Origin of the sequence: Pseudomonas sp. WC2 (assembly GCF_050586545.1) — a bacterium.
Taxonomy (GTDB): Bacteria; Pseudomonadota; Gammaproteobacteria; order Pseudomonadales; family Pseudomonadaceae; genus Aquipseudomonas.
In genome coordinates, this window is record NZ_JBOBDR010000023.1 from 25,695 (window position 1) to 50,001 (window position 24,307).

27 protein-coding genes are annotated in these 24,307 nt (G+C 60.7%); 15 read left to right on the forward strand and 12 right to left on the reverse strand.

Annotation, left to right across the window (positions count from 1 at the left end; translation table 11 throughout):
* Window positions 1-34: 34 nt before the first annotated feature.
* The 3 genes from ACQ4OE_RS23470 (at window position 35) to sutA (ending at window position 2,443) form a co-directional block, all read left to right on the forward strand.
* Window positions 35-1,372: an ammonium transporter gene (locus tag ACQ4OE_RS23470; protein ID WP_007920417.1), complete on the forward strand. Its 1,338-nt coding sequence runs from the start codon at window positions 35-37 to the stop codon at window positions 1,370-1,372.
* Window positions 1,373-1,588: 216 nt separating this feature from the next.
* The gene (locus ACQ4OE_RS23475; protein WP_007920418.1) at window positions 1,589-2,014 is read left to right on the forward strand and encodes a secondary thiamine-phosphate synthase enzyme YjbQ; all 426 of its coding nucleotides are present in this window, start codon (window positions 1,589-1,591) and stop codon (window positions 2,012-2,014) included.
* Between the two features lie 102 nt (window positions 2,015-2,116).
* Window positions 2,117-2,443 (forward strand): transcriptional regulator SutA, encoded by a 327-nt coding sequence (gene sutA, locus ACQ4OE_RS23480; protein ID WP_122594554.1) that lies wholly within the window; start codon window positions 2,117-2,119, stop codon window positions 2,441-2,443.
* A gap of 192 nt (window positions 2,444-2,635) precedes the next feature.
* On the opposite strand, the gene ACQ4OE_RS23485 is transcribed toward sutA, so the two are convergent.
* The 6 genes from ACQ4OE_RS23485 to lptM are packed head-to-tail and all read right to left on the reverse strand — an operon-like array spanning window position 2,636 to window position 7,248.
* Window positions 2,636-3,343, reverse strand: coding sequence for an HAD family hydrolase (locus ACQ4OE_RS23485; RefSeq protein ID WP_430948074.1), 708 nt, complete (start codon window positions 3,341-3,343; stop codon window positions 2,636-2,638).
* Window positions 3,340-4,239 (reverse strand): tyrosine recombinase XerC, encoded by a 900-nt coding sequence (xerC, locus tag ACQ4OE_RS23490; RefSeq protein ID WP_034152032.1) that lies wholly within the window; start codon window positions 4,237-4,239, stop codon window positions 3,340-3,342. The genes ACQ4OE_RS23485 and xerC overlap by 4 nt, the downstream gene beginning before the upstream one ends.
* 2 nt (window positions 4,240-4,241) lie before the next feature.
* Window positions 4,242-4,967, reverse strand: coding sequence for a DUF484 family protein (locus tag ACQ4OE_RS23495; protein ID WP_430948075.1), 726 nt, complete (start codon window positions 4,965-4,967; stop codon window positions 4,242-4,244).
* A 13-nt stretch (window positions 4,968-4,980) separates the two neighbouring features.
* Window positions 4,981-5,811, reverse strand: a complete 831-nt coding sequence (gene dapF, locus ACQ4OE_RS23500; RefSeq protein WP_122594556.1) for a diaminopimelate epimerase — start codon at window positions 5,809-5,811, stop codon at window positions 4,981-4,983.
* A gap of 3 nt (window positions 5,812-5,814) precedes the next feature.
* Entirely contained in the window at window positions 5,815-7,062 is a 1,248-nt protein-coding gene (lysA, locus tag ACQ4OE_RS23505) for a diaminopimelate decarboxylase (protein WP_122594557.1), read from the reverse strand.
* Between the two features lie 9 nt (window positions 7,063-7,071).
* A complete protein-coding gene (gene lptM / locus ACQ4OE_RS23510; RefSeq protein WP_122594558.1) occupies window positions 7,072-7,248 on the reverse strand; it encodes an LPS translocon maturation chaperone LptM in 177 nt (58 codons plus the stop codon).
* A gap of 315 nt (window positions 7,249-7,563) precedes the next feature.
* On the opposite strand from lptM, the gene cyaY reads away from it, so the two are divergent.
* The 3 genes from cyaY to rnk all read left to right on the forward strand — a co-directional run bounded on the left by cyaY (window position 7,564) and on the right by rnk (window position 8,673).
* The gene (cyaY, locus tag ACQ4OE_RS23515; protein WP_008084571.1) at window positions 7,564-7,896 is read left to right on the forward strand and encodes an iron donor protein CyaY; all 333 of its coding nucleotides are present in this window, start codon (window positions 7,564-7,566) and stop codon (window positions 7,894-7,896) included.
* A 4-nt stretch (window positions 7,897-7,900) separates the two neighbouring features.
* Window positions 7,901-8,125, forward strand: a complete 225-nt coding sequence (locus ACQ4OE_RS23520) for a DUF1289 domain-containing protein (protein ID WP_405122668.1) — start codon at window positions 7,901-7,903, stop codon at window positions 8,123-8,125.
* Window positions 8,126-8,253: 128 nt separating this feature from the next.
* Window positions 8,254-8,673, forward strand: a complete 420-nt coding sequence (gene rnk, locus ACQ4OE_RS23525; RefSeq protein WP_053124969.1) for a nucleoside diphosphate kinase regulator — start codon at window positions 8,254-8,256, stop codon at window positions 8,671-8,673.
* Window positions 8,674-8,680: 7 nt separating this feature from the next.
* Here rnk and ACQ4OE_RS23530 read toward each other — a convergent pair whose 3' ends face one another.
* The 3 genes from ACQ4OE_RS23530 to ACQ4OE_RS23540 all read right to left on the reverse strand — a co-directional run bounded on the left by ACQ4OE_RS23530 (window position 8,681) and on the right by ACQ4OE_RS23540 (window position 12,503).
* Window positions 8,681-11,524, reverse strand: a complete 2,844-nt coding sequence (locus ACQ4OE_RS23530; protein ID WP_430948076.1) for a class I adenylate cyclase — start codon at window positions 11,522-11,524, stop codon at window positions 8,681-8,683.
* 183 nt (window positions 11,525-11,707) lie between these two features.
* Window positions 11,708-11,953: a TIGR02647 family protein gene (locus ACQ4OE_RS23535; protein WP_008084565.1), complete on the reverse strand. Its 246-nt coding sequence runs from the start codon at window positions 11,951-11,953 to the stop codon at window positions 11,708-11,710.
* Window positions 11,954-12,212: 259 nt separating this feature from the next.
* Window positions 12,213-12,503 (reverse strand): hypothetical protein, encoded by a 291-nt coding sequence (locus ACQ4OE_RS23540; protein ID WP_122594561.1) that lies wholly within the window; start codon window positions 12,501-12,503, stop codon window positions 12,213-12,215.
* A gap of 123 nt (window positions 12,504-12,626) precedes the next feature.
* On the opposite strand from ACQ4OE_RS23540, the gene ACQ4OE_RS23545 reads away from it, so the two are divergent.
* Complete coding sequence (locus ACQ4OE_RS23545; protein ID WP_430948077.1) at window positions 12,627-13,286, forward strand: glutathione S-transferase; 660 nt, start codon at window positions 12,627-12,629, stop codon at window positions 13,284-13,286.
* Window positions 13,287-13,394: 108 nt separating this feature from the next.
* Here the strand turns inward: ACQ4OE_RS23545 and argH are convergent, their stop codons facing one another.
* A complete protein-coding gene (gene argH / locus ACQ4OE_RS23550; RefSeq protein ID WP_007911110.1) occupies window positions 13,395-14,789 on the reverse strand; it encodes an argininosuccinate lyase in 1,395 nt (464 codons plus the stop codon).
* A gap of 471 nt (window positions 14,790-15,260) precedes the next feature.
* Between argH and ACQ4OE_RS23555 the strand changes: the two genes are divergently transcribed.
* The 7 genes from ACQ4OE_RS23555 (at window position 15,261) to ACQ4OE_RS23585 (ending at window position 21,651) form a co-directional block, all read left to right on the forward strand.
* Window positions 15,261-16,007 carry a LytR/AlgR family response regulator transcription factor gene (locus ACQ4OE_RS23555; RefSeq protein ID WP_007911111.1) on the forward strand — a complete coding sequence of 249 codons (747 nt, stop codon included), beginning with the start codon at window positions 15,261-15,263 and terminating at the stop codon, window positions 16,005-16,007.
* A gap of 138 nt (window positions 16,008-16,145) precedes the next feature.
* Entirely contained in the window at window positions 16,146-17,087 is a 942-nt protein-coding gene (gene hemC / locus ACQ4OE_RS23560) for a hydroxymethylbilane synthase (protein WP_122594565.1), read from the forward strand.
* Window positions 17,084-17,845, forward strand: coding sequence for a uroporphyrinogen-III synthase (locus ACQ4OE_RS23565; RefSeq protein WP_430948078.1), 762 nt, complete (start codon window positions 17,084-17,086; stop codon window positions 17,843-17,845). The genes hemC and ACQ4OE_RS23565 overlap by 4 nt, the downstream gene beginning before the upstream one ends.
* 16 nt (window positions 17,846-17,861) lie before the next feature.
* Entirely contained in the window at window positions 17,862-19,004 is a 1,143-nt protein-coding gene (locus tag ACQ4OE_RS23570; protein ID WP_122594567.1) for a uroporphyrinogen-III C-methyltransferase, read from the forward strand.
* Window positions 19,001-20,239, forward strand: coding sequence for a heme biosynthesis protein HemY (locus tag ACQ4OE_RS23575; protein WP_430948079.1), 1,239 nt, complete (start codon window positions 19,001-19,003; stop codon window positions 20,237-20,239). Before ACQ4OE_RS23570 ends, ACQ4OE_RS23575 begins: the two co-directional genes overlap by 4 nt.
* A 218-nt stretch (window positions 20,240-20,457) precedes the next feature.
* On the forward strand, window positions 20,458-21,009 hold the full coding sequence (locus ACQ4OE_RS23580) for a disulfide bond formation protein B (protein WP_122594569.1): 552 nt from the start codon (window positions 20,458-20,460) through the stop codon (window positions 21,007-21,009).
* A 183-nt stretch (window positions 21,010-21,192) separates the two neighbouring features.
* On the forward strand, window positions 21,193-21,651 hold the full coding sequence (locus tag ACQ4OE_RS23585) for an Rsd/AlgQ family anti-sigma factor (RefSeq protein ID WP_016985889.1): 459 nt from the start codon (window positions 21,193-21,195) through the stop codon (window positions 21,649-21,651).
* A 58-nt stretch (window positions 21,652-21,709) separates the two neighbouring features.
* Here the strand turns inward: ACQ4OE_RS23585 and ACQ4OE_RS23590 are convergent, their stop codons facing one another.
* A complete protein-coding gene (locus ACQ4OE_RS23590) occupies window positions 21,710-22,375 on the reverse strand; it encodes an FKBP-type peptidyl-prolyl cis-trans isomerase (protein WP_430948080.1) in 666 nt (221 codons plus the stop codon).
* Between the two features lie 192 nt (window positions 22,376-22,567).
* Between ACQ4OE_RS23590 and ACQ4OE_RS23595 the strand changes: the two genes are divergently transcribed.
* Entirely contained in the window at window positions 22,568-23,803 is a 1,236-nt protein-coding gene (locus ACQ4OE_RS23595; RefSeq protein WP_430948081.1) for an AlgP family protein, read from the forward strand.
* On the opposite strand, the gene ACQ4OE_RS23600 is transcribed toward ACQ4OE_RS23595, so the two are convergent.
* The gene (locus tag ACQ4OE_RS23600) at window positions 23,800-24,261 is read right to left on the reverse strand and encodes a TIGR02444 family protein (protein WP_430948082.1); all 462 of its coding nucleotides are present in this window, start codon (window positions 24,259-24,261) and stop codon (window positions 23,800-23,802) included. The two genes, ACQ4OE_RS23595 and ACQ4OE_RS23600, sit on opposite strands and share 4 nt — an antisense overlap.
* Between the last annotated feature and the right edge of the window lie 46 nt (window positions 24,262-24,307).

Sequence of the window (24,307 nt, forward strand, 5' to 3'; positions counted from 1 at the left end):
CGCCACAAACCCCAACGCCCCAGGAGAAAACAATATGACTCTGCGTAAATTCGCAGGGCTAGGAGCCCTGTTGTCTATCGTAATGCCAAGCCTTGCAATGGCGGCAGACGAAGTGGCGGCCCCAGTCCTCAATTCCGGCGACACTGCCTGGATGCTCACCTCGACAGCCCTCGTGCTGTTCATGACCATCCCCGGCCTGGCGCTGTTCTACGGCGGCATGGTTCGCTCGAAAAACATTCTTTCCGTGATGATGCAGTGCTTCGCCATTACCGGTCTGATCAGCATCCTGTGGGTCATTTATGGCTACAGCATTGCGTTCGACACCACCGGCATGGAGCAGGGCGTCGTCAACTTCAACTCGTTCTTCGGCGGCATGGGCAAGGCGTTCCTCGCCGGTGTCACGCCTTCGAGCCTGACCGGTCCTGCGGCGTTGTTCCCTGAGGCGGTGTTCATCACCTTCCAGATGACCTTCGCGATCATCACCCCGGCGCTGATCGTCGGTGCATTCGCCGAGCGGATGAAGTTCTCCGCGATGCTGATCTTCATGGGCATCTGGTTCACCCTGGTTTACGCACCGATCGCGCACATGGTCTGGTCCGGCAACGGCGGCCTGATGTGGGACTGGGGCGTGCTCGACTTCGCGGGCGGCACCGTGGTGCACATCAACGCCGGTGTGGCCGGTCTGATTGCCTGCCTGGTATTGGGCAAGCGCAAAGGCTTCCCGACCACCCCGATGGCTCCGCACAACCTTGGTTACACCCTGATGGGCGCGGCGATGCTGTGGGTCGGCTGGTTCGGCTTCAACGCCGGTTCCGCCGCCGCCGCCAACGGCACCGCCGGCATGGCGATGCTCGTGACTCAGATCGCTACCGCTGCTGCCGCGCTGGGCTGGATGTTTGCCGAGTGGGTCACCCACGGCAAGCCAAGCGCACTGGGCATCGCCTCGGGTGTGGTTGCCGGTCTGGTGGCAATTACTCCGGCTGCCGGTACCGTGGGCCCGATGGGCGCGCTGGTGATCGGTCTGGCAGCAGGCGTGGTGTGCTTCTTCTGCGCCACCACCCTGAAACGCAAACTCGGTTATGACGATTCCCTGGATGCCTTCGGCGTACACGGTATCGGCGGTATCCTCGGCGCGATCCTCACCGGTGTGTTCGCTGCGCCGGCGCTGGGTGGCTTCGGCACCGTCACCGACATCGGTGCGCAAGTCTGGATTCAGGTCAAAGGCGTGGGCTTCACGGTGATCTACACCGCGATCGTCACCTTTATCATCCTCAAGGTTCTGGACGCCGTGATGGGTCTGCGTGTGACCGAAGAAGAAGAGTCGGTCGGTCTCGATCTGGCACAACACAACGAACGCGGCTACAACCTGTAAGTACGCGCACTGAAAAAAATTGCCCGGTTCGCCGGGCATTTTTTTGTCCGGGATTTGTCATTAAGCGACAGGCTGAAAGGATTTTTCGTACGCCTTTAGTCGTGTTTACGACGGCGGTTTTTCACCGGCCAAAGGCTTACATCATTGAGCGAATATTAGGGCCTTTGTTTTTTCCCAGAGCGCGCTAGAATGCGCCCCGAACGTGCGGAGAACTGTATGTGGCAACAGACTCTGATAACCCTGCGGGCACGGCCCCGGGGCTTTCATCTGGTAACGGACGAGTTACTCGCCGGCCTGCCTGAACTCAGGGAGTGCCGGGTTGGTCTGTTGCATTTGTGGCTGCAGCATACCTCGGCGTCGTTGACCATCAACGAGAACGCCGATCCGGCGGTCCGTCGCGACTTCGAACGATTTTTCAATCGTCTGATCCCACAAGGAACAGACGGCTATGAGCATAACGACGAAGGCCTGGACGACCTCCCGGCGCACTTCAAGGCCAGCGTGCTTGGTTGCCAGATCAGTCTGCCGGTTTCGGCAGGTCGGCTGGCACTGGGGACCTGGCAAGGCGTTTATCTGGGCGAGCACCGTGATCATGGCGGTGCCCGAAAAGTCCTCGCCACCTTGCACGGTGAAGGGGCGTAAACCGTTGGTCATCAATGGTTACTGATTTTTTAACGGCGACTTTCGACAGTTGCCAAAGCTGGTCTATAACTAATCTGCTTTTCGCAAGTCATGAGGTAGAACATGAGCGACGATGATCTGGAAAACGACGACCTCGAAGTAGGCGACGAAGACGAGGCCGAGGAAGGCTTGGAAGCAGCAGCGGAAGACGTTGCTGATGACGATGGCGGCGAAGATACGCCAGCCCCGGCTGCCAAAGGCAAAGCCAAGGCTGCGGTGTCGGTAGACGAGTTGCCGAGCATTGAAGCCAAGAACAAGGAGCGCGACGCCCTGGCCAAGGCCATGGAAGAGTTCCTGTCTCGCGGCGGCAAGGTTCAGGAAGTGGAGGCCAATGTGGTCGCCGATCCTCCGAAGAAGCCGGACAACAAGTACGGCAGCCGCCCTATCTGAGGCGTGCCGCTGGCTTGCTGAAAAAGCCCGCCGTCGCTGCGGGCTTTTTCATGCCTGGAATAAAGTTAGCAAAACGAACGCAATTCCCTGTGGGAGCGAGCCTGCTCGCGAAAGCGGTGGGTCAGTCAACATCAGTATTGAATGACAGAATGCCTTCGCGAGCAGGCTCGCTCCCACAGGGGGGGAAGTGGATTATTTCGAGGAGGCATTCCAGCGGGCAAGCACCGCTGGCAAATCGGTCAGGCTGCGGATCTCGGCATCCGGCAAGCGATCCGCTTCCCATGCTTTCCCCGCCGGGTTGAACCAGACCGCCCGCAACCCGGCCTGCTGCGCCCCGGCAATGTCATCCCCCGGATGATCACCGATATGCACGGCGGTTTCGGCTGTAGCGCCCCCGCGCTGCAAGGCCTCGTGGAACAATCGCGCATCCGGTTTGGCGATGCCGATATCTTCCGCGCACAACGCAAACTTGAAGTAATCCGCGAGGCCTAACCGCCGCACATCGGCGTTGCCATTAGTGACCACGCCAAGGGCGTAATGATTGGCGAGAATCTCCAGCACCGGCTCCACTTCAGGGAACACTTCGATCTGATGCCGTGCGTGCAGAAATACTTCAAAACCCTTGTCTGCCAAGTCGGTGGCTTCACCGTGGGCGTATCCAGCGTCTTCCATCGCATGAAACAACACCCGCCGACGCAGCGCGCTGATGCGATGTTTCAGCCCAGGTTCATTGGTCAGTACCCGCTCGCGGATCGCCCACAAATGCTCAACCGGCACCGCACCCAGATTCGGCGCATGCTCGCTCAGCCATTCGCGCAATACCGCTTCGGCGCTGACGATGACTGGCGCGGTGTCCCACAACGTGTCGTCGAGGTCGAAGGTGATCAACTGGATGCTCATGAATCATCGCCTTTCATGCGTTTGGCCCGTGGGTGGGCACTGTCATAGACCGCCGCCAGGTGCTGGAAGTCCAGGTGGGTGTAGATCTGCGTGGTCTTGATGTCGGAATGGCCGAGCAATTCCTGCACCGCGCGCAGATCCTGCGAAGACTCCAGCAAGTGGCTGGCGAAGGAGTGCCGCAGCATGTGCGGGTGCAAGTTCTGCCCCAGTTCGCGCTCGCCGGCCAGTTTGACCCGCACCTGAATCGCGCGCGGGCCGAGGCGCCGGCCTTGCTGACTGACGAACACCGCATCGTCCGCCGGGTTGGTCATCGCCCGCAAGGGCAACCATTGTTCGATGGCTTCGCGGGCCTTTTTGCCCACCGGCAGCAGACGGGTCTTACTGCCCTTGCCGAGCACCTGGACCATGCCATCGGCGAGGTCGAGTTGATCAAGATTGAGCCCGGTCAGCTCGGAAAGGCGCAGGCCCGAGGAATAGAACAACTCCAGAATCGCCTGATCACGCCGCGCCAGAAAATCATCCTCGACCGCACCTTCCAGCAGTTGCAGCGCACGGTCAGTGTCGAGGGTTTTCGGCAGGCGACGCTCGCCTTTCGGTGGAGCCAGACCGGTGGCCGGATCGTGGTCACAAAGGCCTTCGCGATTCAGATAGTGATAGAGCCCGCGAACCGCCGATAGCAGTCGGGCGAGGCTGCGCGAGGACTGACCTTGCGCATGCAAACGGGCGATCAGGCTGCGCAGACGCTGAATGTCCAGCGCTGCCCAACTGCCGATGTTCTGTTTCACGCACCAGCCGAGGACTTTATCGAGGTCGCGACGGTAGGCCGACAGCGTGTGCGGCGACACCTGTCGCTCACTGCGCAGGTGTTCGCAGTAAGCGTCCAGTTGTCGTTCCATGTTCAGCGTACCGAGCGCAGGGAGCTGTTGACCCGTGGCAGCACGCGGCCCATGACTTCAGCGATATAGCTCAAGAACAGTGTACCCACCGAACTCTTGTAGTGCTGCGGGTCACGGCTGGCGATTGCCAGAATCCCGTGGATACCCTGATGGCTGACCGCGACGACGGCGGTGGAGCCGATCTGCTTGCGCTGTTCTTCGCCGAAGAGGAAGTCCAGCTCGTGTTCACGCAGGGTGCCGCTGACGCTTTTGCCTTCGGTGAGCAGACCGCCGATAGCGACTTGGGCGTCGGCGTGGGTGACCCAGCGGCCAACCGGGGCCGGGTTATCACCGAGCAGAATCAGGCTGACAAAAGGCACCTGAAAGTCCTGACGCAGACTGTCTTCGACGCTGATCACCACGTCTTCCAGGCTGCTGGCATCCATCAAGGAAAGAATGAGGCGGCGAGTCTTGTCGAACAGGCGATCGTTGTCGCGGGCGACGTCCATCAACTGCGAAAGGCGATGGCGCATCTCGATGTTGCGGTCGCGCAGGATGGCCATCTGCCGCTCGACCAGCGACACGGTGTCGCCGCGCTGGTGCGGGATGCGCAGGGCGGGCAGCAGTTCTTCGTGCTCGACGAAGAAGTCCGGATGCGCCTCGAGGTATGCGGCAACCGCTGCCGCCTCCAGGCTCTCGGACGCTGATTCGTCGGACTGTCGGGCGGGTACCTGAGGCTTATCGGTCATGGTTTCTGCTCACTCAAAGACGTACTTGTCCTTCGTATACACGCACTGCCGGACCGGTCATCAGCACCGGTTGGCCAGGGCCCGCCCATTCAATGGACAGACGCCCGCCGGGCAGGTCGATCAATAGCGGCGAATCCATCCACCCCTGGCTGATCGCAGCGACAGCCGCTGCACACGCGCCGGTGCCGCAGGCCTGGGTTTCCCCGGCACCGCGTTCCCACACGCGCAATTGCGCACGGTTGCGGTCGATGACTTGGAGAAAACCGACGTTCACTCGCGCCGGGAAGCGCGGGTGGTGTTCGATTTTCGGCCCCAACTCATGCACTGGCGCACTGTTGATGTCCTGCACGCGCAATACCGCGTGAGGGTTGCCCATCGACACAGCGGCCAGTTCGACCGTGGTGCCGTCGACGTCCAGCTGATAGTTGGTCGCCTGCGCTGGCGCTTCGAACGGAATATCCGCCGGCACCAGACGCGGAGCACCCATGTTCACGCCGATCTGGCCGTCGTTACGCACGTCCAGTTCGATGATGCCGCCCTTGGTCTCGACGCGGATCTGCCGCTTGGCGGTCAGACGCTTGTCGAGCACGAAGCGCGCAAAGCAGCGCGCGCCGTTGCCGCACTGCTCAACTTCCGAACCGTCGGAGTTGAAGATCCGGTAACGGAAATCCACGTCCGGGTTGCTCGGCGCCTCGACGATCAGCAACTGGTCGAAACCGATGCCTGTGTGGCGGTCGCCCCATTGCTTGGCGTGCTTAGGCTGAATATGCGCGTGCTGGCTGACCAGGTCGAGAACCATGAAGTCATTGCCCAAGCCGTGCATTTTGGTAAAACGCAGCAGCATGGGTTACTCCGGCAGCAGGCTTTCGCCGGCAAACAGCTCAGCCACGGTTTCGCGGCGACGCACTTCAAAAGCCTGATCACCATCCACCAACACTTCAGCGGCACGGCCACGGGTGTTGTAGTTGGAGCTCATCACAAAGCCGTAGGCACCGGCCGAATGCACGGCCAGCAGATCGCCTTCGGCCAGGGCCAGTTCGCGGTCCTTGGCGAGGAAATCGCCGGTTTCGCAGATCGGGCCGACGATGTCGTATTTGCGCGCAGCGGTGTCACGCGGTTTAACCGCGGTAACGTCCATCCACGCCTGATACAGCGCCGGGCGGATCAGGTCGTTCATTGCCGCGTCGACGATAGCGAAGTCTTTGTGTTCGGTGTGCTTGAGGTACTCGACCTGAGTCAGCAGTACGCCAGCATTGGCAACGATAAAGCGGCCCGGTTCGAACACCAGCGCCAGATCACGACCGTTCAGACGCTCGCGCACGGCTTTGATGTAGTCGGCAGCCAGTGGCGGCTCTTCATCGCGGTAGCGCACGCCCAAACCACCACCGAGATCGATGTGGCGCAGGTGAATGCCGCAATCGCCGAGGCGGTCGACCAGATCCAGCAGACGGTCGAGCGCATCAAGGAACGGTGGCAGCGTGGTCAGTTGCGAACCGATGTGGCAGTCGACGCCGACCACTTCCAGGTTTGGCAGATGCGCGGCACGCACGTACACGTCTTCGGCGTCGGCGATGGCGATGCCGAACTTGTTCTCTTTGAGACCGGTGGAAATGTACGGGTGGGTGCCGGCATCGACGTCCGGGTTCACGCGCAGCGAAACCGGTGCGCGAACGCCCAGCTCGGCGGCGACCACTTGCAGGCGCTCGAGCTCGTCGGTGGACTCTACGTTGAAGCAGTGCACGCCGACTTCCAGCGCGCGACGCATGTCGTCACGGGTCTTGCCGACACCGGAGAAGACGATCTTGTCAGGGCTGCCGCCTGCGGCAAGGACGCGTTCCAGCTCGCCACGGGAAACGATGTCGAAACCGGCGCCGAGACGGGCCAGGACATTCAATACGCCGAGGTTGGAGTTGGCTTTGACGGCAAAGCAGACCAGGTGCGGCATGCCGGCCAGCGCATCGGCGTAGGCCAGATACTGGGCTTCGATGTGCGCGCGCGAGTAAACATAAGTAGGCGTGCCGAAGCGATCGGCGATGGCGGACAGCGCCACACCTTCCGCGAACAGTTCCCCGCCACGGTAGTTAAAAGCGTCCATGGCGATCCCTTATTGGTAAACGTCGTGCTTGTGTGCCTTGGAGGCAGGCTTTTGTTGCGACGATTTGGCTTGCTCGGCCGGGTCCTGATCGTCATCGGGCAGGTACAGCGGGCCTTTTTGACCGCAGGCCGAAACAAGGCAGGCAACCGCGACGAGCGCAGCAAGGGAAGAGATCAGGCGCTTCATGGCGAAATCCTTGAAAATGCGTTAATTGCGCCGGAGTATACCGGCCACCCGGCAGCTTGCCTATGCGAGGGGGTTCCCGTCCGGCGGGGCTCACTGTATGCGCGCAAACCCCTGTGGGAGCGAGCTTGCTCGCGAAAGCGGTGTGTCAGGCAACAATAATGTTGAATGTGCCGGCCATTCGCGAGCAGGCTCGTCCCACCGGGTTGGGTGTTCGATGCCCTACCGGTGCTTGGTCGTTAATCTTTGCAATCGGCCGGCAGCGTCCGTATCTTTCGGCGCTTGAGCCTGATCAGAACATTTTTTGAGGTTGCCGCAATGAGTTTGTCCGAAGCCCGTTTCCACGATCTGGTCGATGAAACCCAGGAAAAACTGGAAGACATCTTTGATGAAAGCGACCTGGATATCGACATGGAGAACTCGGCCGGTGTCCTCACCGTCAAGTTCGAAAACGGCTCGCAGCTGATCTTCAGCCGTCAGGAGCCGCTGCGTCAGCTGTGGCTGGCGGCCGTGTCCGGTGGTTTTCACTTCGACTACGACGAAGAAAGCGAGCGCTGGATGTGCGACAAGAGCGAAGAGCAGTTGGGCGAAATGCTCGAGCGCATCGTCAAGCAGCAGGCCGGCGCCGATTTCGATTTCGAAGGCCTGTGATTCCGTGACTGATACCGCTCCTGTTCGTCCGCCGAAGCCGCTTTACAGCAACATCAGCCCGGCCGTGCCTTCGCCCTGCAGCGGCGTGTGCCGGCTGGATGAGCACAAGGTCTGTCTGGGCTGCTTCCGGCATGTCGAAGATATCCGCGAATGGCGCTCGGCGGACGATGAGCGGCGGCGGGTAATTTGCGCGCAGGCATCGCAGCGCAAACAGTGCGGCGGGGCGTGACTTGTATATTTTTTGAGCTGTGATAGTGTCCGAACACGCCTCAACCCATCGAGGCTTGGTGAAAACCCCGCCTTTTTTGGCGGGGTTTTGCTTTTTTTGTGTGCAGAAGAAAGGAGTCTGCCCGGATCATGACCGCACCTTCCATCACCCTTACCCGTCTGGACGTGCAACGTCTGGAGCGCCTGATCGACAACCTGAATGAGAAAGACCAGGCTGCGCCGGGCGTGATTGCGCTGCAAACCGAGCTGGACCGCGCCGACACCGTGGTCGGCCACGATGAAGTGCCCGCCGATGTCGTGACCATGAATTCCCGCGTGCATTGCCGCGAAGAAGGCAGTGGCAAGGATTACCACCTGACGCTGGTGTATCCGAAGGATGCCAATGCCGATGAAGGCAAGATCTCGATCCTGGCACCCGTCGGCAGCGCGCTGCTGGGCCTGAAAGTCGGTCAGCACATCGACTGGCCGGCGCCGGGTGGCAAAACCCTCAAACTGACCTTGCTCGAAGTCGAATCGCAGCCAGCCAACGGTGGCGCCTTCCCCGAGTAACCCCGCCTCAGACCTGTTCGAGTGCCTCGTTCAGGGCGCGCTCCAGGTCAGCCTTGTAGCGCAGATACAAATTGCTCGAACTCTGCCCATCACCGAGCAGGCCTGAAAGGTCGAGGTCGGTGATGTAGCAGCGATAGCGTTCGCTCTCACGCCGCTGCTCGACGATTTCCCGGGCGACCACGCTGAACAGTTGGTCGCCATGTTCCAGCTCGCTGAATTCCCGTTGATTGCAATACAAAGTGACCTGCACTTCGCCCGGTGCGGCCTTGCCGACGATCGCCTGCACGTCGTAGAACGGCTTGTTCACTGGCGTTTGCGGCGCTGGCCGCGCTTCGACCCGTCGCGCGCGCCCCGGTCCCGAAGGCAATAACTGGTAATACAAGGTTTCGAGGCGCGCATCGGGGGAGGCGTCCATCGGCAACACGGCTTCGCGGCGGAACAGGATCGATTGCAGGAAACGTTGCAACGGCACCAGCAGGCTCTGCTCGTCGTGGTACGGCAAATGCTGCTGCCAGAGCGCGTTGAATTCATCCAGCACGTACAGCTCGGCCTGCTGCTCGGTGATCCGGTAGAACACCTGAATGCATTCCGGCTGGCCCATCGGCAGGATCAGCGCGAGGTCGTGGTCCTCCAGCGCCATCGGGTCCAGGTGCAGCGGGCTATAGCGCGCCTGCTCCTCACCGAGGTAATCGAGCAGGGCCGGCAAGGTCGCCAGGGCGATGTGATTGACCTGGCCCGGCACCAACTCCAATACGTGATAGTGCTGCTGCACCTGAATCAGGTAGCGGTGATTCAATTCACTGAGCAGCAGATTCTGCGCGGTGTCGACGATTTCCTCGACGCGGCGGGCAATGAATTGCGCGCGGTTGTGGCAGAAGCAACGCACCTTCAACGACGGCTGCAACGGCCCGCGTGGCAGATTATTGAGGTAGTCGCGCAGGCAGTCGAGCAACGCGTGCGGGCCGTCGAAACGGGTGACCAGCACCTCGTTCCAGCTATTGAGCGTGACCTGATCCAGGGTCAGCACGAGATTTTCGCGCACGCCGGCGTAGCTCAACGAGTCGGTGCGCTCGGTGGTCATCAGGATGTTCAGATCACGGTGATGCTTGAGCGGGTCGACGCCGACGTTGACCAGCATCAGCACTTCGCTCGGCACGGCGGCGCGCAGCAGCGGCTCTTCGGCCACGGTGGGCAAGGGCAGGGCGATGCACTGTTGCAGGCTGCCAAGCAGGTTGAACAGCTCGAACTCGCTCAGGTCGCTGTTGCCGGGATGCAGGGCCAGTCGTGTGCTGCTGTCGATCACGCCGTTGCGGTGGCACCAGGTCAACAGTTCAAGCAACTCGCGGCTGCGTTTGATCGGTGCGAAGTGTTCCCACTCCAATGCCGTCAGGCTGCCGTTGTACAGGCCCCACTGAGTTTGCCCCGGTTCCTTTTTGTTGCGCGACTGCACCAGTGTCAGGGTGTCTTCAGCCAGATCCGGGGCGATGCCGGGATTGATGAATTCGACCTTGTCGGCCTTGCGCTCGAACGCGGCGTAGAGCCGGCGGCCGAGCACGTTGAGGTCGCGCTTGTTGATCAGACTGACCGTCTGTTCGGTACGGGCGAACTGTGTCAGGAAGCGATAGCTGTAATTCAGCTCGTTGACCAGCGCGCGGCGTTCGGCGCTGACCTGCCGGACTTTCCACTGGCTGCGGCTGTCGAGCAGAGCGAGTTGCCGCTGATCCCAATGCCATTCGCTGGCCAGCCGTTCGAGCAACGAACGTTGCCAGCTCTGGGTCCGACTGTTGCCGGTGAGCTTGCGGTTGACCTTCAGGTACAGCGCGCGGCGCACCAGCTCCAAGCGTTCCGGCTCGTTGCGCGCGATGAGGTATTCCTCGATGCGCCGGTACACGACCATGTACGGGTCCAGCTCATCGAGATCGAGCTGATTAGCGAACACGGCTTTTTTGAAGCGCAAGCTCAGGCACTGCACTCGCGGATGCTCGCTGGCGTAAACCTCGGTCAGGAGCAGTTTGAGCACCGATTTGTAAGGCGATTCGATGCCCTTGAACAGTTGCCACAAGCCGGCGCCAATGAACTCCCCCGGCGGAATCGTCGCCAAGTGGCCGAGGTCGAGGGTTTCATCGGCGCGAATAAAGCGCTTCGACAATAAGGTGTGGGTGTATTGGGCGTAGGCGGTTTCTTCGTAAACCGGCACCAGCCACCAGATCGGTGTGCGCCCGGCCAGCCAGATCGCCGTGCGGTAGAACTCATCGAGGAGCAGATAGTGCTGCGTGGTGCCGCAGTTTTCCGAGCTGAGCTGGTTGTCGCGTTCGCCTTTGACGAAGCGTTCCGGGTCGATCAGGAAAAAATGCGCCTCGGCGCCTTGGCTCGCCGCCCAGGTTTCGAGCAACTGGCATTTCTTGCTCAGCTCACTGAGTTCGCTTTCGCTCAGGTCCGGCGCGTGGCAGACCCACACGTCCATGTCGCTTTGATCGGCCTGCGCCAGCGTGCCGAGGCTGCCCATCAGAAACAGACCGTGAATCGGTCGTGGCGGATTGCTGCCGTGGCGTGGCTTGTAAGAAAACGAGCGGGTCAGGCGCTGGGCTTCGGCAAGGGTATCGGCGTCCGGTTCGTAATTGGACACCCCGGCCGGCGTACTGCTTGAGACATAACCCGGCAGCAGCGGATGGTTGACGTGGAAGAACAGCGGCAGAAGCGTCAGTACACTCTGCTGGCGTGTCGACAAACCTTCGAGTGCCCGGCTCAAGCGTCCTTCATTGAGTTTGAGAAAACGCGCGCGCAGCTGGCTGAGGACCTTGCGGTCGATGCCTTCGTCCAGGTCGGGGCGGATTTCGTGGGTGCGCGTCATGTCAGCTCAAACCGGCTCGCAGGCTCGGACGTAGAGGGTCTCGGAATGTCCGGCAGTTTAGCCTTAGCGCGGCGGGACTTTTAGCTGATTTTGTTTTTTTGACGTCAGATTTCTATCGTGGGCGAACAGGCAGGCCCGCGGAAATCCCGTGGCAGGAGTTTCCGTGGGCGAAGTCAGGGGGAATCAGGCGGTTTCTTGCTCTCTCAGAATGGTCAGCACGGTTTGCACATTTTGTGCAGCATCGCGACCGAGGCTGGTCAGATATCCGCCATCGGGCTGATCGGTCAGGTCTTTTTCAAAGAGGCGTTTGGCGGCAGAAATATGTTTCGGGGCAGCGGTCTGATGAATTTTCAAACCTTCCTGGGAACTGTCCAGGGGAAAGAGTGCGAGGACTTCCAGTTCGGCAACCAACTCAGGGGTAAGCGACATAAGGACTCCAGACTTTCTAGGAATTGGACGACAGCGCCCCTAAGGTGAACCCGCTTTTGCGGCATGTCCAGTGCTCAGATCAGGGATTTTGTCTTGAGGCGATTCCAGTGTAGTCGGGGCCGGGGAGTTGGCTGGATGGATGGGTGACAAATTGTGTGGGAGCGAGCCTGCTCGCGAAAGCGGTGTGTTATTCAGCGTTGTTTTTGCTGATGCCGCGCTTTCGCGAGCAGGCTCGCTCCCACAGGGGAATGTGCTTGGCCTACTGCTTTTCTGGTGGCAGCTCTGGCAATGCACGCAGCGCCGTTTCGTACCACTCGGTATCAAATGCGCGGTCTTCATCCAGCATTGCGTCAATCTCGTAAGCCAGTACGTGCGCCATCAGATTGAGGATCTCTTCACGCTCGACACCCACCAGCGTCAGCTTGTTGAACGTGGCCTTGGCTGCTGGCGGATTGTCGCTTTCGATCTGGTTCTCGATCGCTTCGATCAACGTCGCTTCGGTGAACTCTTCTTCGTCGTTGTCATTGTCGATGTCTGTCGGCTCGCTCATGGCAGGCTCCTCAAGGAAAGGCGCCAGTTTACCCGCATTCAGCGGCGTGATGCTGCTGGCGGGATTGGCCTGATCAATCTATAAACAGGCACTGCCCACCCCGCACGGCCTGGAGGCTATGTGATGCTCAAGCTCTACGGATTCTCAGTCAGCAACTACTACAACATGGTCAAACTGGCGTTGCTGGAAAAAGGCCTGCCGTTCGAAGAGGTCACCTTTTACCCGGCGCAGACCCAGGAATCACTGGCCATCAGCCCGCGCGGCAAAGTGCCGGTGCTGGGCGTGGACGCTGGTTTCATCAACGAAACCGCGATCATCCTCGAATACCTCGAACAAACCCAGAAAGGCACGCCGCTGCTGCCAAGCGATCCGTTCGAGCGCGCGCAGGTGTTGGCGATTGCCAAGGAAATTGAGCTGTACATCGAATTGCCGGGACGCGCTTGTTATGGCGAGGCGTTCTTCGGGATGACCCTGCCGGACGCGATCAAGGAAAAGACCAAGAGCGAATTGCTATTGGGTTTTGCCGCACTGGGCCGTCACGGCAAATTCGCCCCGTACGTGGCGGGCGACAGTCTGAGCATTGCCGATTTGTATTTCCTTTACAGCGTGCCACTGGCCTGTGCGGTCGGGCAGAAGCTGTTCGGAATTGATTTGCTGGCAGAGATGCCGCAGGCGAAGGCGTTGCTGGAGCGACTTGAGCAGAATCCGCATGTGCAGAAGATTGCGGCGGACAAGGACGCGGCGATGCCGGGGTTTTTGGCGATGATCGCTGCCAAGAAGTGATTTTTTTGCTGTTCTGAAGATTGCATTCGCGAGCAGGCTCGCTCCCACATTGGACTGTATTCACAATTCCAACTGTGGGAGCGAGCCTGCTCGCGAAGCTTTTGATCTTTAGCGGCTGGCGATCAGCGCCTGGCCGCGCACCACAGCCGCCTTGACCTGCGCCGGCGCAGTGCCGCCGATATGGTCACGGGCATTCACCGAGCCTTCCAGGGTCAGCACGGCAAACACGTCTTGCTCGATCTGATCACTGAACTGCCGCAGTTCTTCCAGGCTCATCTCGGCCAGATCCTTGCCAGTGTCCACGCCGTATTTCACCGCGTGACCCACGATTTCGTGGCAATCACGGAACGGCAAACCACGGCGTACCAGATAGTCCGCCAGATCAGTCGCGGTGGAGAAACCACGCAGCGCCGCTTCACGCATGATCGCGTGCTTCGGTTTGATCGCCGGGATCATGTCGGCAAAGGCGCGCAGCGAATCGCGCAGGGTGTCGGCGGCGTCGAACAGCGGCTCTTTGTCTTCCTGGTTGTCCTTGTTGTAGGCCAGCGGCTGGCCCTTCATCAAGGTCAGCAGGCCCATCAGCGCACCGAAGACACGACCGGTCTTGCCGCGCACCAGTTCTGGCACGTCGGGGTTTTTCTTTTGCGGCATGATCGAGCTGCCGGTGCAGAAACGATCCGGCAGATCGATGAACTGGAACTGCGCGCTGGTCCACAGCACCAGCTCTTCGGAGAAGCGCGACAAGTGCATCATCGCGATGCTTGCGGCCGAGCAGAATTCGATGGCGAAGTCGCGATCGGACACGTTGTCCAGCGAGTTGCCGCCGACGGCGTCGAAGCCGAGCAGTTGCGCGGTGTATTCGCGGTCGATCGGGTAGGTGGTGCCGGCCAGCGCGGCGCTGCCCAATGGCATGCGGTTGGTGCGCTTGCGGCAATCGACAAGACGCTCGTAGTCGCGGCTGAGCATTTCGAACCAGGCCAGCATGTGGTGCCCGAACGTGACCGGCTGCGCGGTCTGCAAGTGGGTGAAGCCCGGCATGATGCTCGCGGCTTCGCGCTCGGCTTGCTCCAGCAGGCCTTTTTGCAGGCGGGTGATCTCGGCGAGGATCAGGTCGATCTCGTCACGCAGCCACAGGCGGATGTCGGTGGCGACCTGGTCGTTACGGCTGCGCCCGGTGTGGAGCTTTTTACCGGTGACGCCGATGCGATCGGTCAGGCGTGCTTCGATGTTCATGTGTACGTCTTCGAGGTCGATGCGCCAGTCGAACTGGCCGGCCTCGATTTCGCCCTGAATGGTCTTCAGGCCATCGATGATGCTGTCGCGCTCGGCATCGGTCAGCACGCCGACTTTGGCCAGCATGGTGGCGTGGGCGATCGAGCCCATGATGTCGTGGCGATACAGGCGCTGGTCGAAAGTGACGGAGGCGGTGAAGCGGGCGACGAAGGCGTCGACGGGTTCACTGAAGCGGCCGCCCCAGGACTGATTGGTCTTGTCAGTGCTCATGAATTCGCTCGTATCGGCTTGAAGAAAAAAGGCGTGTAACGCTGGCGCGGATAATAACAGGGTTGCCCAGACTGTCGCTGACACCGGTCGATACGTTTTTTTCTCATGGGCTCAGCCATAGTCCGCGCTGGGGCCGGCGAATTTGCGCAAGGATATTTTTCGATTGAGCAATATCGTTCCGACGAACGTCTACAGTAGGACATAAGGGTCGGCGTGACTGCGGATCGCGCAAAGGTCTGGCCGCCGACTATAAGAAGAGGGGGTGGGTGCGGTTGTCCTTCGGCAATCCCCGTGAACAACGCGAGAAACAGCGGGCTTTGAGCAGTACGACCGGACACTGGCAAATATTGCTGGCCGACGTACGGCACTTTTTGGCGCTCGGGCTAGTCTTAGCGTGGATCGCGGTGACGGACGTCACTTCACCTGTCTACGCTATCCTTGTGCGAGACTCACGCAGGAATCCAGCGCAATATGAATGTCCTGATCGTTGATGACGAACCACTGGCTCGCGAGCGCCTCAGCCGAATGGTGAGCGAGCTCGAGGGTTATACAGTTCTGGAGCCCAGCGCCACGAATGGCGAGGAGGCGTTGGCACTGATCGACAGCCACAAACCGGATATCGTGTTGCTCGATATCCGCATGCCGGGCCTCGATGGCCTGCAGGTTGCTGCCCGTCTGTGCGAACGAGAAACGCCGCCCGCCGTGGTGTTTTGCACCAGCCCCGATGAATTTGCCGTGGAAGCCCTGCAGGCCAGCGCCGTGGGCTATGTGGTGAAACCCGTGCGAACTGAACATCTGCATGACGCCCTGAAACGGGCTGAACGTCCCAACCGGGCGCAACTCTCGGCCCTGACCCGTCCCGCTGCCGAAAGTGGTACCGGCCCGCGCAGCCACATCAGCGCCCGCACCCGCAAAGGCATCGAACTGATCCCGCTGGATCAGGTGGTCTACTTTATTGCCGACCACAAGTACGTGACCTTGCGCCACGAGGCCGGCGAGGTGCTGCTCGACGAGCCGCTCAAGGCCCTCGAAGACGAATTTGGTGAACGCTTTGTGCGTATCCACCGCAACGCCCTGGTCGCCCGCGACCGCATCGAACGTCTGCAACGCACGCCGCTGGGGCATTTCCAGCTGTTCCTCAAAGGGCTCAATGGCGATGCGCTGATCGTTAGCCGTCGGCATGTCGCCGGCGTGCGCAAAATGATGCAGGGCCTGTAACCCGGTCTTTTGCGCCGGTTCAGACGTCATTTCATCAGGCATCGAAGGCCAGGGAGGCCGCGCCGACTCTGATTCAAGTCAAAGTGGATTTGGCTGAGCTGTTATTATCCGCCGTATCTATTCAGTACGGATTGATCCATGTCCTCTCGCGAAATCCGCATCGCCACCCGTAAAAGTGCGCTGGCCCTCTGGCAGGCCGAATACGTCAAAGCCCGTCTGGAAGCGGCCCACCCGGGTCTGCTGGTGACGCTGGTGCCCATGGTCAGTCGCGGTGACAAGCTGCTTGATTCGCCACTGTCGAAAATCGGCGGCAAAGGCCTGTTCGTCAAAGAACTGGAAACTGCCCTGCTGGAAAACCAGGCCGACATCGCCGTTCACTCGATGAAAGACGTGCCGATGGACTTTCCTGAAGGCCTCGGTCTGTTCTGCATCTGCGAGCGCGAAGACCCGCGCGATGCCTTCGTTTCCAATACTTATGCCAGCCTCGAAGCGTTGCCTGCCGGCGCAATCGTCGGTACTTCGAGTTTGCGTCGTCAGGCCCAATTGCTGACGCGCCGTCCGGATCTGCAAATTCGCTTTCTGCGCGGCAACGTCAACACCCGCCTGGCCAAGCTTGATGCCGGCGAGTACGACGCAATCATCCTCGCAGCCGCCGGCCTGATTCGCCTCGGCTTCGAAGAGCGCATCACTTCGGCAATCAGCGTCGATGACAGCCTCCCGGCCGGTGGCCAAGGTGCGGTCGGTATCGAATGCCGCAGCGCCGATACTGAAATCCACGCCTTGCTCGCACCGCTGCATCACGCCGACACCACGTCGCGGGTGACCGCCGAACGTGCTCTCAACAAACATTTGAATGGTGGCTGCCAAGTGCCGATCGCCTGCTACGCCGTGCTCGAAGGCGAGCAGTTGTGGTTGCGCGGTCTGGTCGGTGAACCGAGCGGCGGCAAGCTGCTCAGCGCCGAAGCCCGGGCACCGCGCGCCGAGGCCGAAGCGCTGGGTGTGCAAGTTGCCGAAGACCTGCTGCGCCAGGGCGCGGACGACATTCTCAAAGCGGTCTACGGCGAGGCAGGTCACGAGTGACCGGTTGGCGCCTGCTGCTGACGCGCCCCGCGGAAGACTGTGCGGCGCTGGCGCAGACGTTGGCCGGGGAGGGCGTTTTCGGTAGCTGTCTGCCGCTTCTGGACATTGTTCCGCTGCCGGTCTCTGAGAAGATCCGTCAGGCTATGGCGCGGTTACAGCGTTGTGATGCGGTGATCGTGGTCAGCAAGCCAGCGGCGCGTATTGCACTGGATCTGCTCGACGACTCAGTTGCGCTGACGATGCCGTGGTTCAGCGTCGGTGCGGCGACGGCGCAGATTCTGCTCGAACACGGCCTCGACGCCCACTTCCCGGTTGACGGGGATGACAGCGAAGCGTTGCTGCAATTACCACGTCTGCGTGAGGCCGTCAGCCAGCCGGGTGCGCAGGTGTTGATCCTGCGCGGCGAGGGCGGTCGGGAGTTGCTTGCCGAGCGCTTGCGGGAGCGAGGTGCTAGTGTCGAGTATCTGGAATTGTATCGACGTGACCTGCCAGCCTATCCGCCGCAGGAGCTGTCACGGCGGATTGCAGCGGAACGCTTGAACGGGCTGGTGGTCAGCAGTGGACAGGGTTTTGAGCACCTGCAGCAGATGGCCGGCGATGCCTGGCCGCTTATTGCGCAGTTGCCGTTGTTTGTTCCAAGCCCAAGGGTCGCTGAGCAGGCACGTGCCGCCGGGGCCCAAACAGTTGTGGATTGCCGCGGCGCGAGTGCCGCGGCTTTGCTGACGGCGCTGCGGGAGCATCCCCGGCCCGTTTTCTAATGCAAAGGATGGATACGTGAGCGAAGCAGCCTTGCCTAAAGATGATGCCCAACCTGTGATCGATGCCCAGGTTGAAACGCCACCGCCGGCCCGAGAGCCGCGTCGAGGCAATGGTCTGGCCATCGTCGCCCTGTTGCTCGGCGCTGCCGGCGTCGCGATCGGTGGCTGGGGTGTCTGGCAGGTGCGTCACCTGCAGACCAACACCCAACAGCAGTCCGGTGAAGTCCAGGCATTGAACGATCAGGCGCAGAGCCTGAAGCTCAATGAACAGCGTCTGACCGAACGCCTCGCGCAGTTGCCGGGTGCCGACGAACTTGCCGAGCGCCAGCGTCTGGTCGCTCAGCTTCAGGGCGATCAGCAGCGCCTCAATCAACGTTTGGAAACCGTCCTTGGCGCCAGCCGCAAGGATTGGCGTTTAGCTGAGGCCGAGCACTTGTTGCGTCTGGCCAGCCTGCGTCTCTCGGCATTGCAGGACATCAGCAGCGCGCAGGCGCTGGTGCAGGGCGCCGACGAAATCCTTCGCGAGCAGAATGATCCCGGGTCGTTCGCTGCCCGCGAGCAAGTGGCGAAAACCCTGGTGGCTTTGCGCAGTACTGCGCAGCCGGATCGTACCGGCCTGTTCCTGCGCCTCGGCGCGCTGCGTGATCAGGTCATCGATCTGACTGAGCTGGCGCCTGAGTACAAGGATCGCGGTGAATCGCTGTTGGGCCTGACGGCCGACGGCGATGGCGAAAGTCGTTGGGCACAATGGTGGGATAAGGTTTCGCGATATATCCGCATCGATTTCAACGCGGACAAGAATGTGCGACCGCTGCTGGCCGGGCAGAGCCTGAGTCAGGTGCGTCTGGCCCTGAGCCTTGCGCTTGAGCAAGCGCAGTGGGCGGCCCTCAATGGTCAGGCGCCGGTCTATACCCAGGCGCTGGCCGAAGCACGCGATGTGCTGAAGGGCAATTTCAATCCGGATAATCCACAAAGCAAAGTGATGCTGGAGCAGGTCGGCGAGCTGAGCAAGGAACCGGTGACGGTCAATACGCCGGATCTGGCTGGTACCCTCAGTGCGGTGCAAGCCTATCTGGAACGGCGTAACGTCAACGCCGAAGAGTCGGTGAAACCTTTCGCCAAACCTGCCGCCAACACCGCGCAGGAGGCCACGCCATGAAGCGCCTGTATGTGATCCTGTTTCTGGTGATCGCGGCGACGGCGGCGCTGGGTTTTGCCGTGGCGCAACATTCCGGTTACGTGCTGATCGCCTACCAGAGCTTCCGTTATGAGGCGAGCTTGTGGGCGACTCTCGCGGCCATCGCGGTGGTATGGCTGCTGATCTGGGGCATCAAGGTGCTGGTCGAACTGGTCATGACTTCCAGCGGTGTGGTCAATCCATGGTCGCGCCGCAATCGCAGTCGTCGTGTGCAAGTGGCGATCGAACATGGGCAGCTGGATCTGGCGGAAGGCCGCTGGGCCAGCGCGCAGCGTCATTTGTACCGCGCGGCTGAAGCTGAGCGCCAGCCGCTGCTGTACTACCTCGGCGCGGCGCGTGCCGCCAACGAGCAGGGTAATTACGCAGAGTGCGATCACTTGCTCGAGCGCGCACTGGAGCGTCAGCCGCAGGCCGAGCTGGCGATTGCCCTGAGCCACGCACAGCTGCAGACCGATCGTGGCGACACTGACGGAGCACTGGTGACGCTGCAGGCGATGCATGACCGTCACCCGCACAATGCGCAGACGCTGCGTCAGTTGCAGCGCCTGTATCAGCAGCGCGGCGAATGGTCTTCGGTGATCCGTCTGCTCCCCGAACTGCGCAAGGACAAAGTGTTGCCACCGGCTGAGCTGGCTGAGCTTGAACGCCGTGCCTGGGGCGAGAATCTGTCGCTAGCGGCTCAGCGCGAAGAAGACGGTACGGTCGGATTGCAATCGCTCAACCGTGCCTGGCAGCAGCTCACGTCGGCGCAGCGTCAGGAAGCGCCGCTGGTGTTGGCCTATGCCGAGCAGTTGCGTCAGCTCGGGGCTCAGGTCGAGGCAGAGGAAGTGTTGCGCAGCGCCCTCAAGCGCAAGTACGACAGCCATCTCGCACGTCTGTATGGGTTGGTGCGTGGCAGTGATCCGGCGCGACAGTTGCAGACTGCCGAGGGCTGGCTCAAAGAGCATCCGGGCGATCCGAGCTTGTTGTTGACCCTGGGGCGTCTGTGTTTACAAACCAGTCTGTGGGGCAAGGCGCGCGACTATCTGGAAAGCAGTCTGCGGGTGCAGCGCAATCCGGAAGCCTGTGCGGAGCTTGCGCGTCTGCTTGCGCAACTCGGTGATACCGAACGCAGTAATCAATTGTTTCAGGAAGGTCTCGGCCTGCTCGATGAACGCCTGCTGGCCGCGCCTTTGCCGGTGCCGGCTCACGCCTGAAAACGCGAGGGGGTTCGCTCCCTCGTACAGGTTTTGTGCCTGAATATTTTCCTGGGTCGAACGTCCCGCGCAGTTTCCTACAAGGTGCTACACCAATTCCTCGCCATCCTGTCGGGATTTCCCTACACCTCTGGTGAAGTGTCGGCAGGGCCCCGCCTTGAAAGGCTGACACGCTTTCCTCTACCGTAACTGTCTGTCTCTACTGTTACGGATAAGCCATGTCGTTGGCCTGCTCACGCTCCTTGTTTTTCATGGCTTTCACCGCAGGGGCTCTGGCCCTGGGAGCTTCCTATTACCTCGAATACGCGGTCGGGCTGACGCCCTGCAGTCTGTGCCTGGTCCAGCGGCTGTTCATGACACTGCTGACCGCGTGCTGCGGGCTGGCGGCGGTGCACGGCCCTCGCCGCGTCGGGCTGTCGCTCTATTGGGTGGGTGCGCTGGGCGCCAGCCTGGGTGGCACCATCGCGGCCTGGCAGCAGGTGTTGCTGCAGGGCGATACCCTGTCGCAACTGGCCAACTGTTCGCCCGACTCCGAAGCGCTGTTCAGCAGCCTGCCGTGGTTGTGCGCGACCGTGCGCATGTTGAAGGGCAGTGCCGATTGCGCGGAAATTTCCTGGACGCTGTTCGATCTGAGCATTCCGGAATGGAGCCTGTTGTTCTTTGTCGCGATGTCGATCTTTGCGGTTTATCAATTGCTGCGTCTGGTCTGGAGCGCTCTGCAACGACCGCTCAGCGGCGAAGCGTCGCACCGGACGTTGATCAGGGATTAAACACTTGTATGAACTTTATCTCCTGCGTAACTTGAAGCCATAGGCGTGCGGGCATAATCTGGCCCGCACGTGTCATTGGATTTATGTTGCTCGATGACGCTCTGCCCGGCCGTCCCCCCAGCCAAAATCAAAAGAGGGGCGCGGGTGTAGAGCAGCATGACCCACAAGGGAAGAGAGATTGCCATGCTCGAAAGTTGTCAGAATGCTCAGGAACGTTGGGGTGGAGTTCATCTGCTGATCGACCGCTGGTTGCAGGAGCGTGAAGAGCTGATCGGTGCCTACGACAAACTCGGCGCGCAGCCTGAGTCATTGTCCGAAAGCCGCAAGCCCTTGCAGGAATTCTGCGGTGTGCTGGTCGATTACGTGTCGGCGGGGCATTTCGAAATCTACGAACAGCTGACCGGGGAAGCCAAGGCGTTCAACGACAAGCGTGGTCTGGAACTCGCCGAGACGATCTATCCGCGCATCGACGTGATTACCGAGAAACTGCTCGCGTTCAATGACCTGTGCGATGAAGGCAAATGTGTCGCCGAGAAATTCAAGGAGCTCGGTGGCCTGCTGCACGAACGCTTCGAACTCGAAGATTGCCTGATTGAAGTGCTGCATACAGCACACAAGGAAGAAGATCCGGTTCAGGCCTGACTCTTTCTGCCGATCAAAAAAACGGTGCGCCCAAAGCGCACCGTTTTTTATTGCCTGATCAACTCGTCGCGCCGCGCAATTCGACTTCGAATACCAAGGGCGTAAACGGTGCGATCAAGTCACCGGCACCGTCGGCGCCGTAGGCTTGGTCAGAGGGAATCACCAGTCGCCATTTCGCCCCCACCGGCATGTTTTGCAACGCCGTGCGCCAACCGGCGATCACGCTGTCGAGGTTGAACCATTGCGGCTGAGTGTTCTGATCGAACACCGTGCCGTCCGGCAAGCGGCCGATATACAGCACCTGGACTTTTCCATCGGGGCCGGCCTTCGTACCGGTGCCGGGCACCAACTCGGTCAGCAGGATGCCGTCGGCCAATTCCTTCACGCCCGGTTTGGCTTTTTCTGCGGTGAGAAAACGCTGCTCGTTTTCCATCGCGGCGTCACTCGACGGCTGTGATTTCTGTTCGGCATTTTGCGACTCGTGATCCGCCAGAATCTGCTCGATGCGTGCTTCGCTCAGGGCCAGCGGCTTGCCTTGATACGCCTGCTGCAAACCTTCGACCAGTGCCTGAATCTGCAATTGCGGGACTTCCTGACGCAGTCGTTCGCCCAGGCTCGCACCGAGGCTGTAGGCCAGATCATGAGCGTCGTTCGCGGTGGTTTTTTCGTCGGCGTGGGCTGCCGAAAAAACCATGCAGAGGGATAAAAAAAGGTAGCGCGACATGGGCACTCTCCGTCCTGAGATGCGGGGGATTATGCCAGTGCGAACGTCTGCAACGGTGAACTGCTTTTACCTTCACGCAGAACATTTTCGATTCGGTGCAACGCAACGTAATCGATACTGTCAAGATGACCTAGCGGCGGTAACTGCAGAGGTCTAGTATGAGCCGCACTCACGTCAGCCAGGAGGTAAACCATGTCGGCCACCAAGAAGCCTGTAAATACTCCGTTGCACTTACTCCAACAACTCTCGGGCAGCCTGCTCGAGCATCTGGAAAACGCTTGCTCGCAAGCCTTGGCTGATGCTGAAAAACTGCTCGCCAAACTTGAAAAGCAACGCGGCAAGGCGCAAGAAAAACTGCACAAATCCCGCACCAAATTGCAGGACGCAGCCGCTGCCGGTAAAGCCAAGGCACAGAACAAAGCCAAAGGCGCCGTGAAAGAACTCGAAGACCTGCTCGATGCGTTGAAGGATCGTCAATCCGATACGCGCGGCTACATCCTGCAACTCAAGCGCGATGCTCAGGAAAGCCTGAAACTGGCCCAGGGTGTGGGTCGCGTGCAAGAAGCCGTGGGCAAAGTACTGTCCACCCGCGCTGCCAAACCGGCAGCGGCACCGGCGAAAAAAGCAGCTGCGAAAACTGCAGCCGCCAAGCCTGCAGCGAAAACCGCAGCGGCTAAACCGACTGCGAAAACCGCTGCCAAGCCTGCTGCAAAAGCACCGGTAAAAGCCGCTGCCAAACCGGCTGCGAAAACCGCTGCAAAACCTGCAGCGAAAAAACCGGCCGCTGCCAGCGCTGCAAAACCGGCGGCTAAAACCAGCGCTGCAAAACCAGCTGCCGCCAAGCCAGCTGCCCGCACTGCTGCTGCCAAGCCAGCTGCAAAAGCCGCGGCTAAACCGGCTGCAAAACCAGTTGCCAAAATCGCGGTAAAACCAGCCGCTGCCAAAGCTGCTCCAGCGAAAACCGCAGCCGCTAAACCTGCTGCCAAGACTGCGGCAAAACCAGCAGTAAAACCTGCTGCTAAAACGGCCGCTGCCAAACCTTCCGCAGCTAAACCTGCCGCAGCTAAACCCGCTGCCAAAGCCGCCGCTAAACCTGCTGCCAAACCAGCGGTAAAAACCGCCGCCAAACCAGCAGCCAAGCCAGCCGCGAAACCTGCCGCTGCCGCTAAACCGGCGACTGCCGCCGCCAAGCCTGCCGCTGCGAAACCAGCCACCAAACCGGCTGCAAAACCGGCCGTGAAAAAGCCAGCCGCCGCCAAACCAGCTGCTGCCAAACCGGCTACCGCGCCAGCCGCCAAGCCTGCCGCACCAGCGCCTTCGGCCGCAGCTGCTGCACCGGCAACCGCCGCAACTACCTCGACCCCTTCGACTGCGCCATCGCCAGCCGCCGCGTCGAGCGCCAGCAACAACCCAACCAGCGCTTCCTAAGCGCCGGTTGCCGCGACGCGCAGCACTTGCAGCGCGTCGCGGTTCGGGCTGGCCGCCGTGCCGGCCAATCCTTCCAGCCAGGTCATCGAACCTGTGTCGTGTCGCGTCCACGTCTGCGCCACACCTTCAAGCCGTGACAACAATGCTCGCTCTGCTTCCAGCTCGAGTGACTTGATCTGCTCGCGCATTCCTTTCAATACCGCATCATCAACCGCCCGGTTTTTCCATTGCATGCGCAGCGACCGCAGCGGCTGCACCACCTCGATATCCCAAGGTTCGGTCAGCGCCTGAAGCACGCTTACGCGCTGTTCATCGCACGTTACCCCGCGTTGTTCCAGCCATAAACCGCAGAGCAACAGGCAGACATTGGCCCCCGCCGTTTGCAGTTGCAGGCAGGCGTCTTCCACACCCGGTCGGGCGTAGGTGGCAAGGGAAAAGCTCCATAGGTCAGAGGACATCGTGCTACTCGCGCCAGTTGTGAGCGAAGCTGGTAGACTCCGCCGC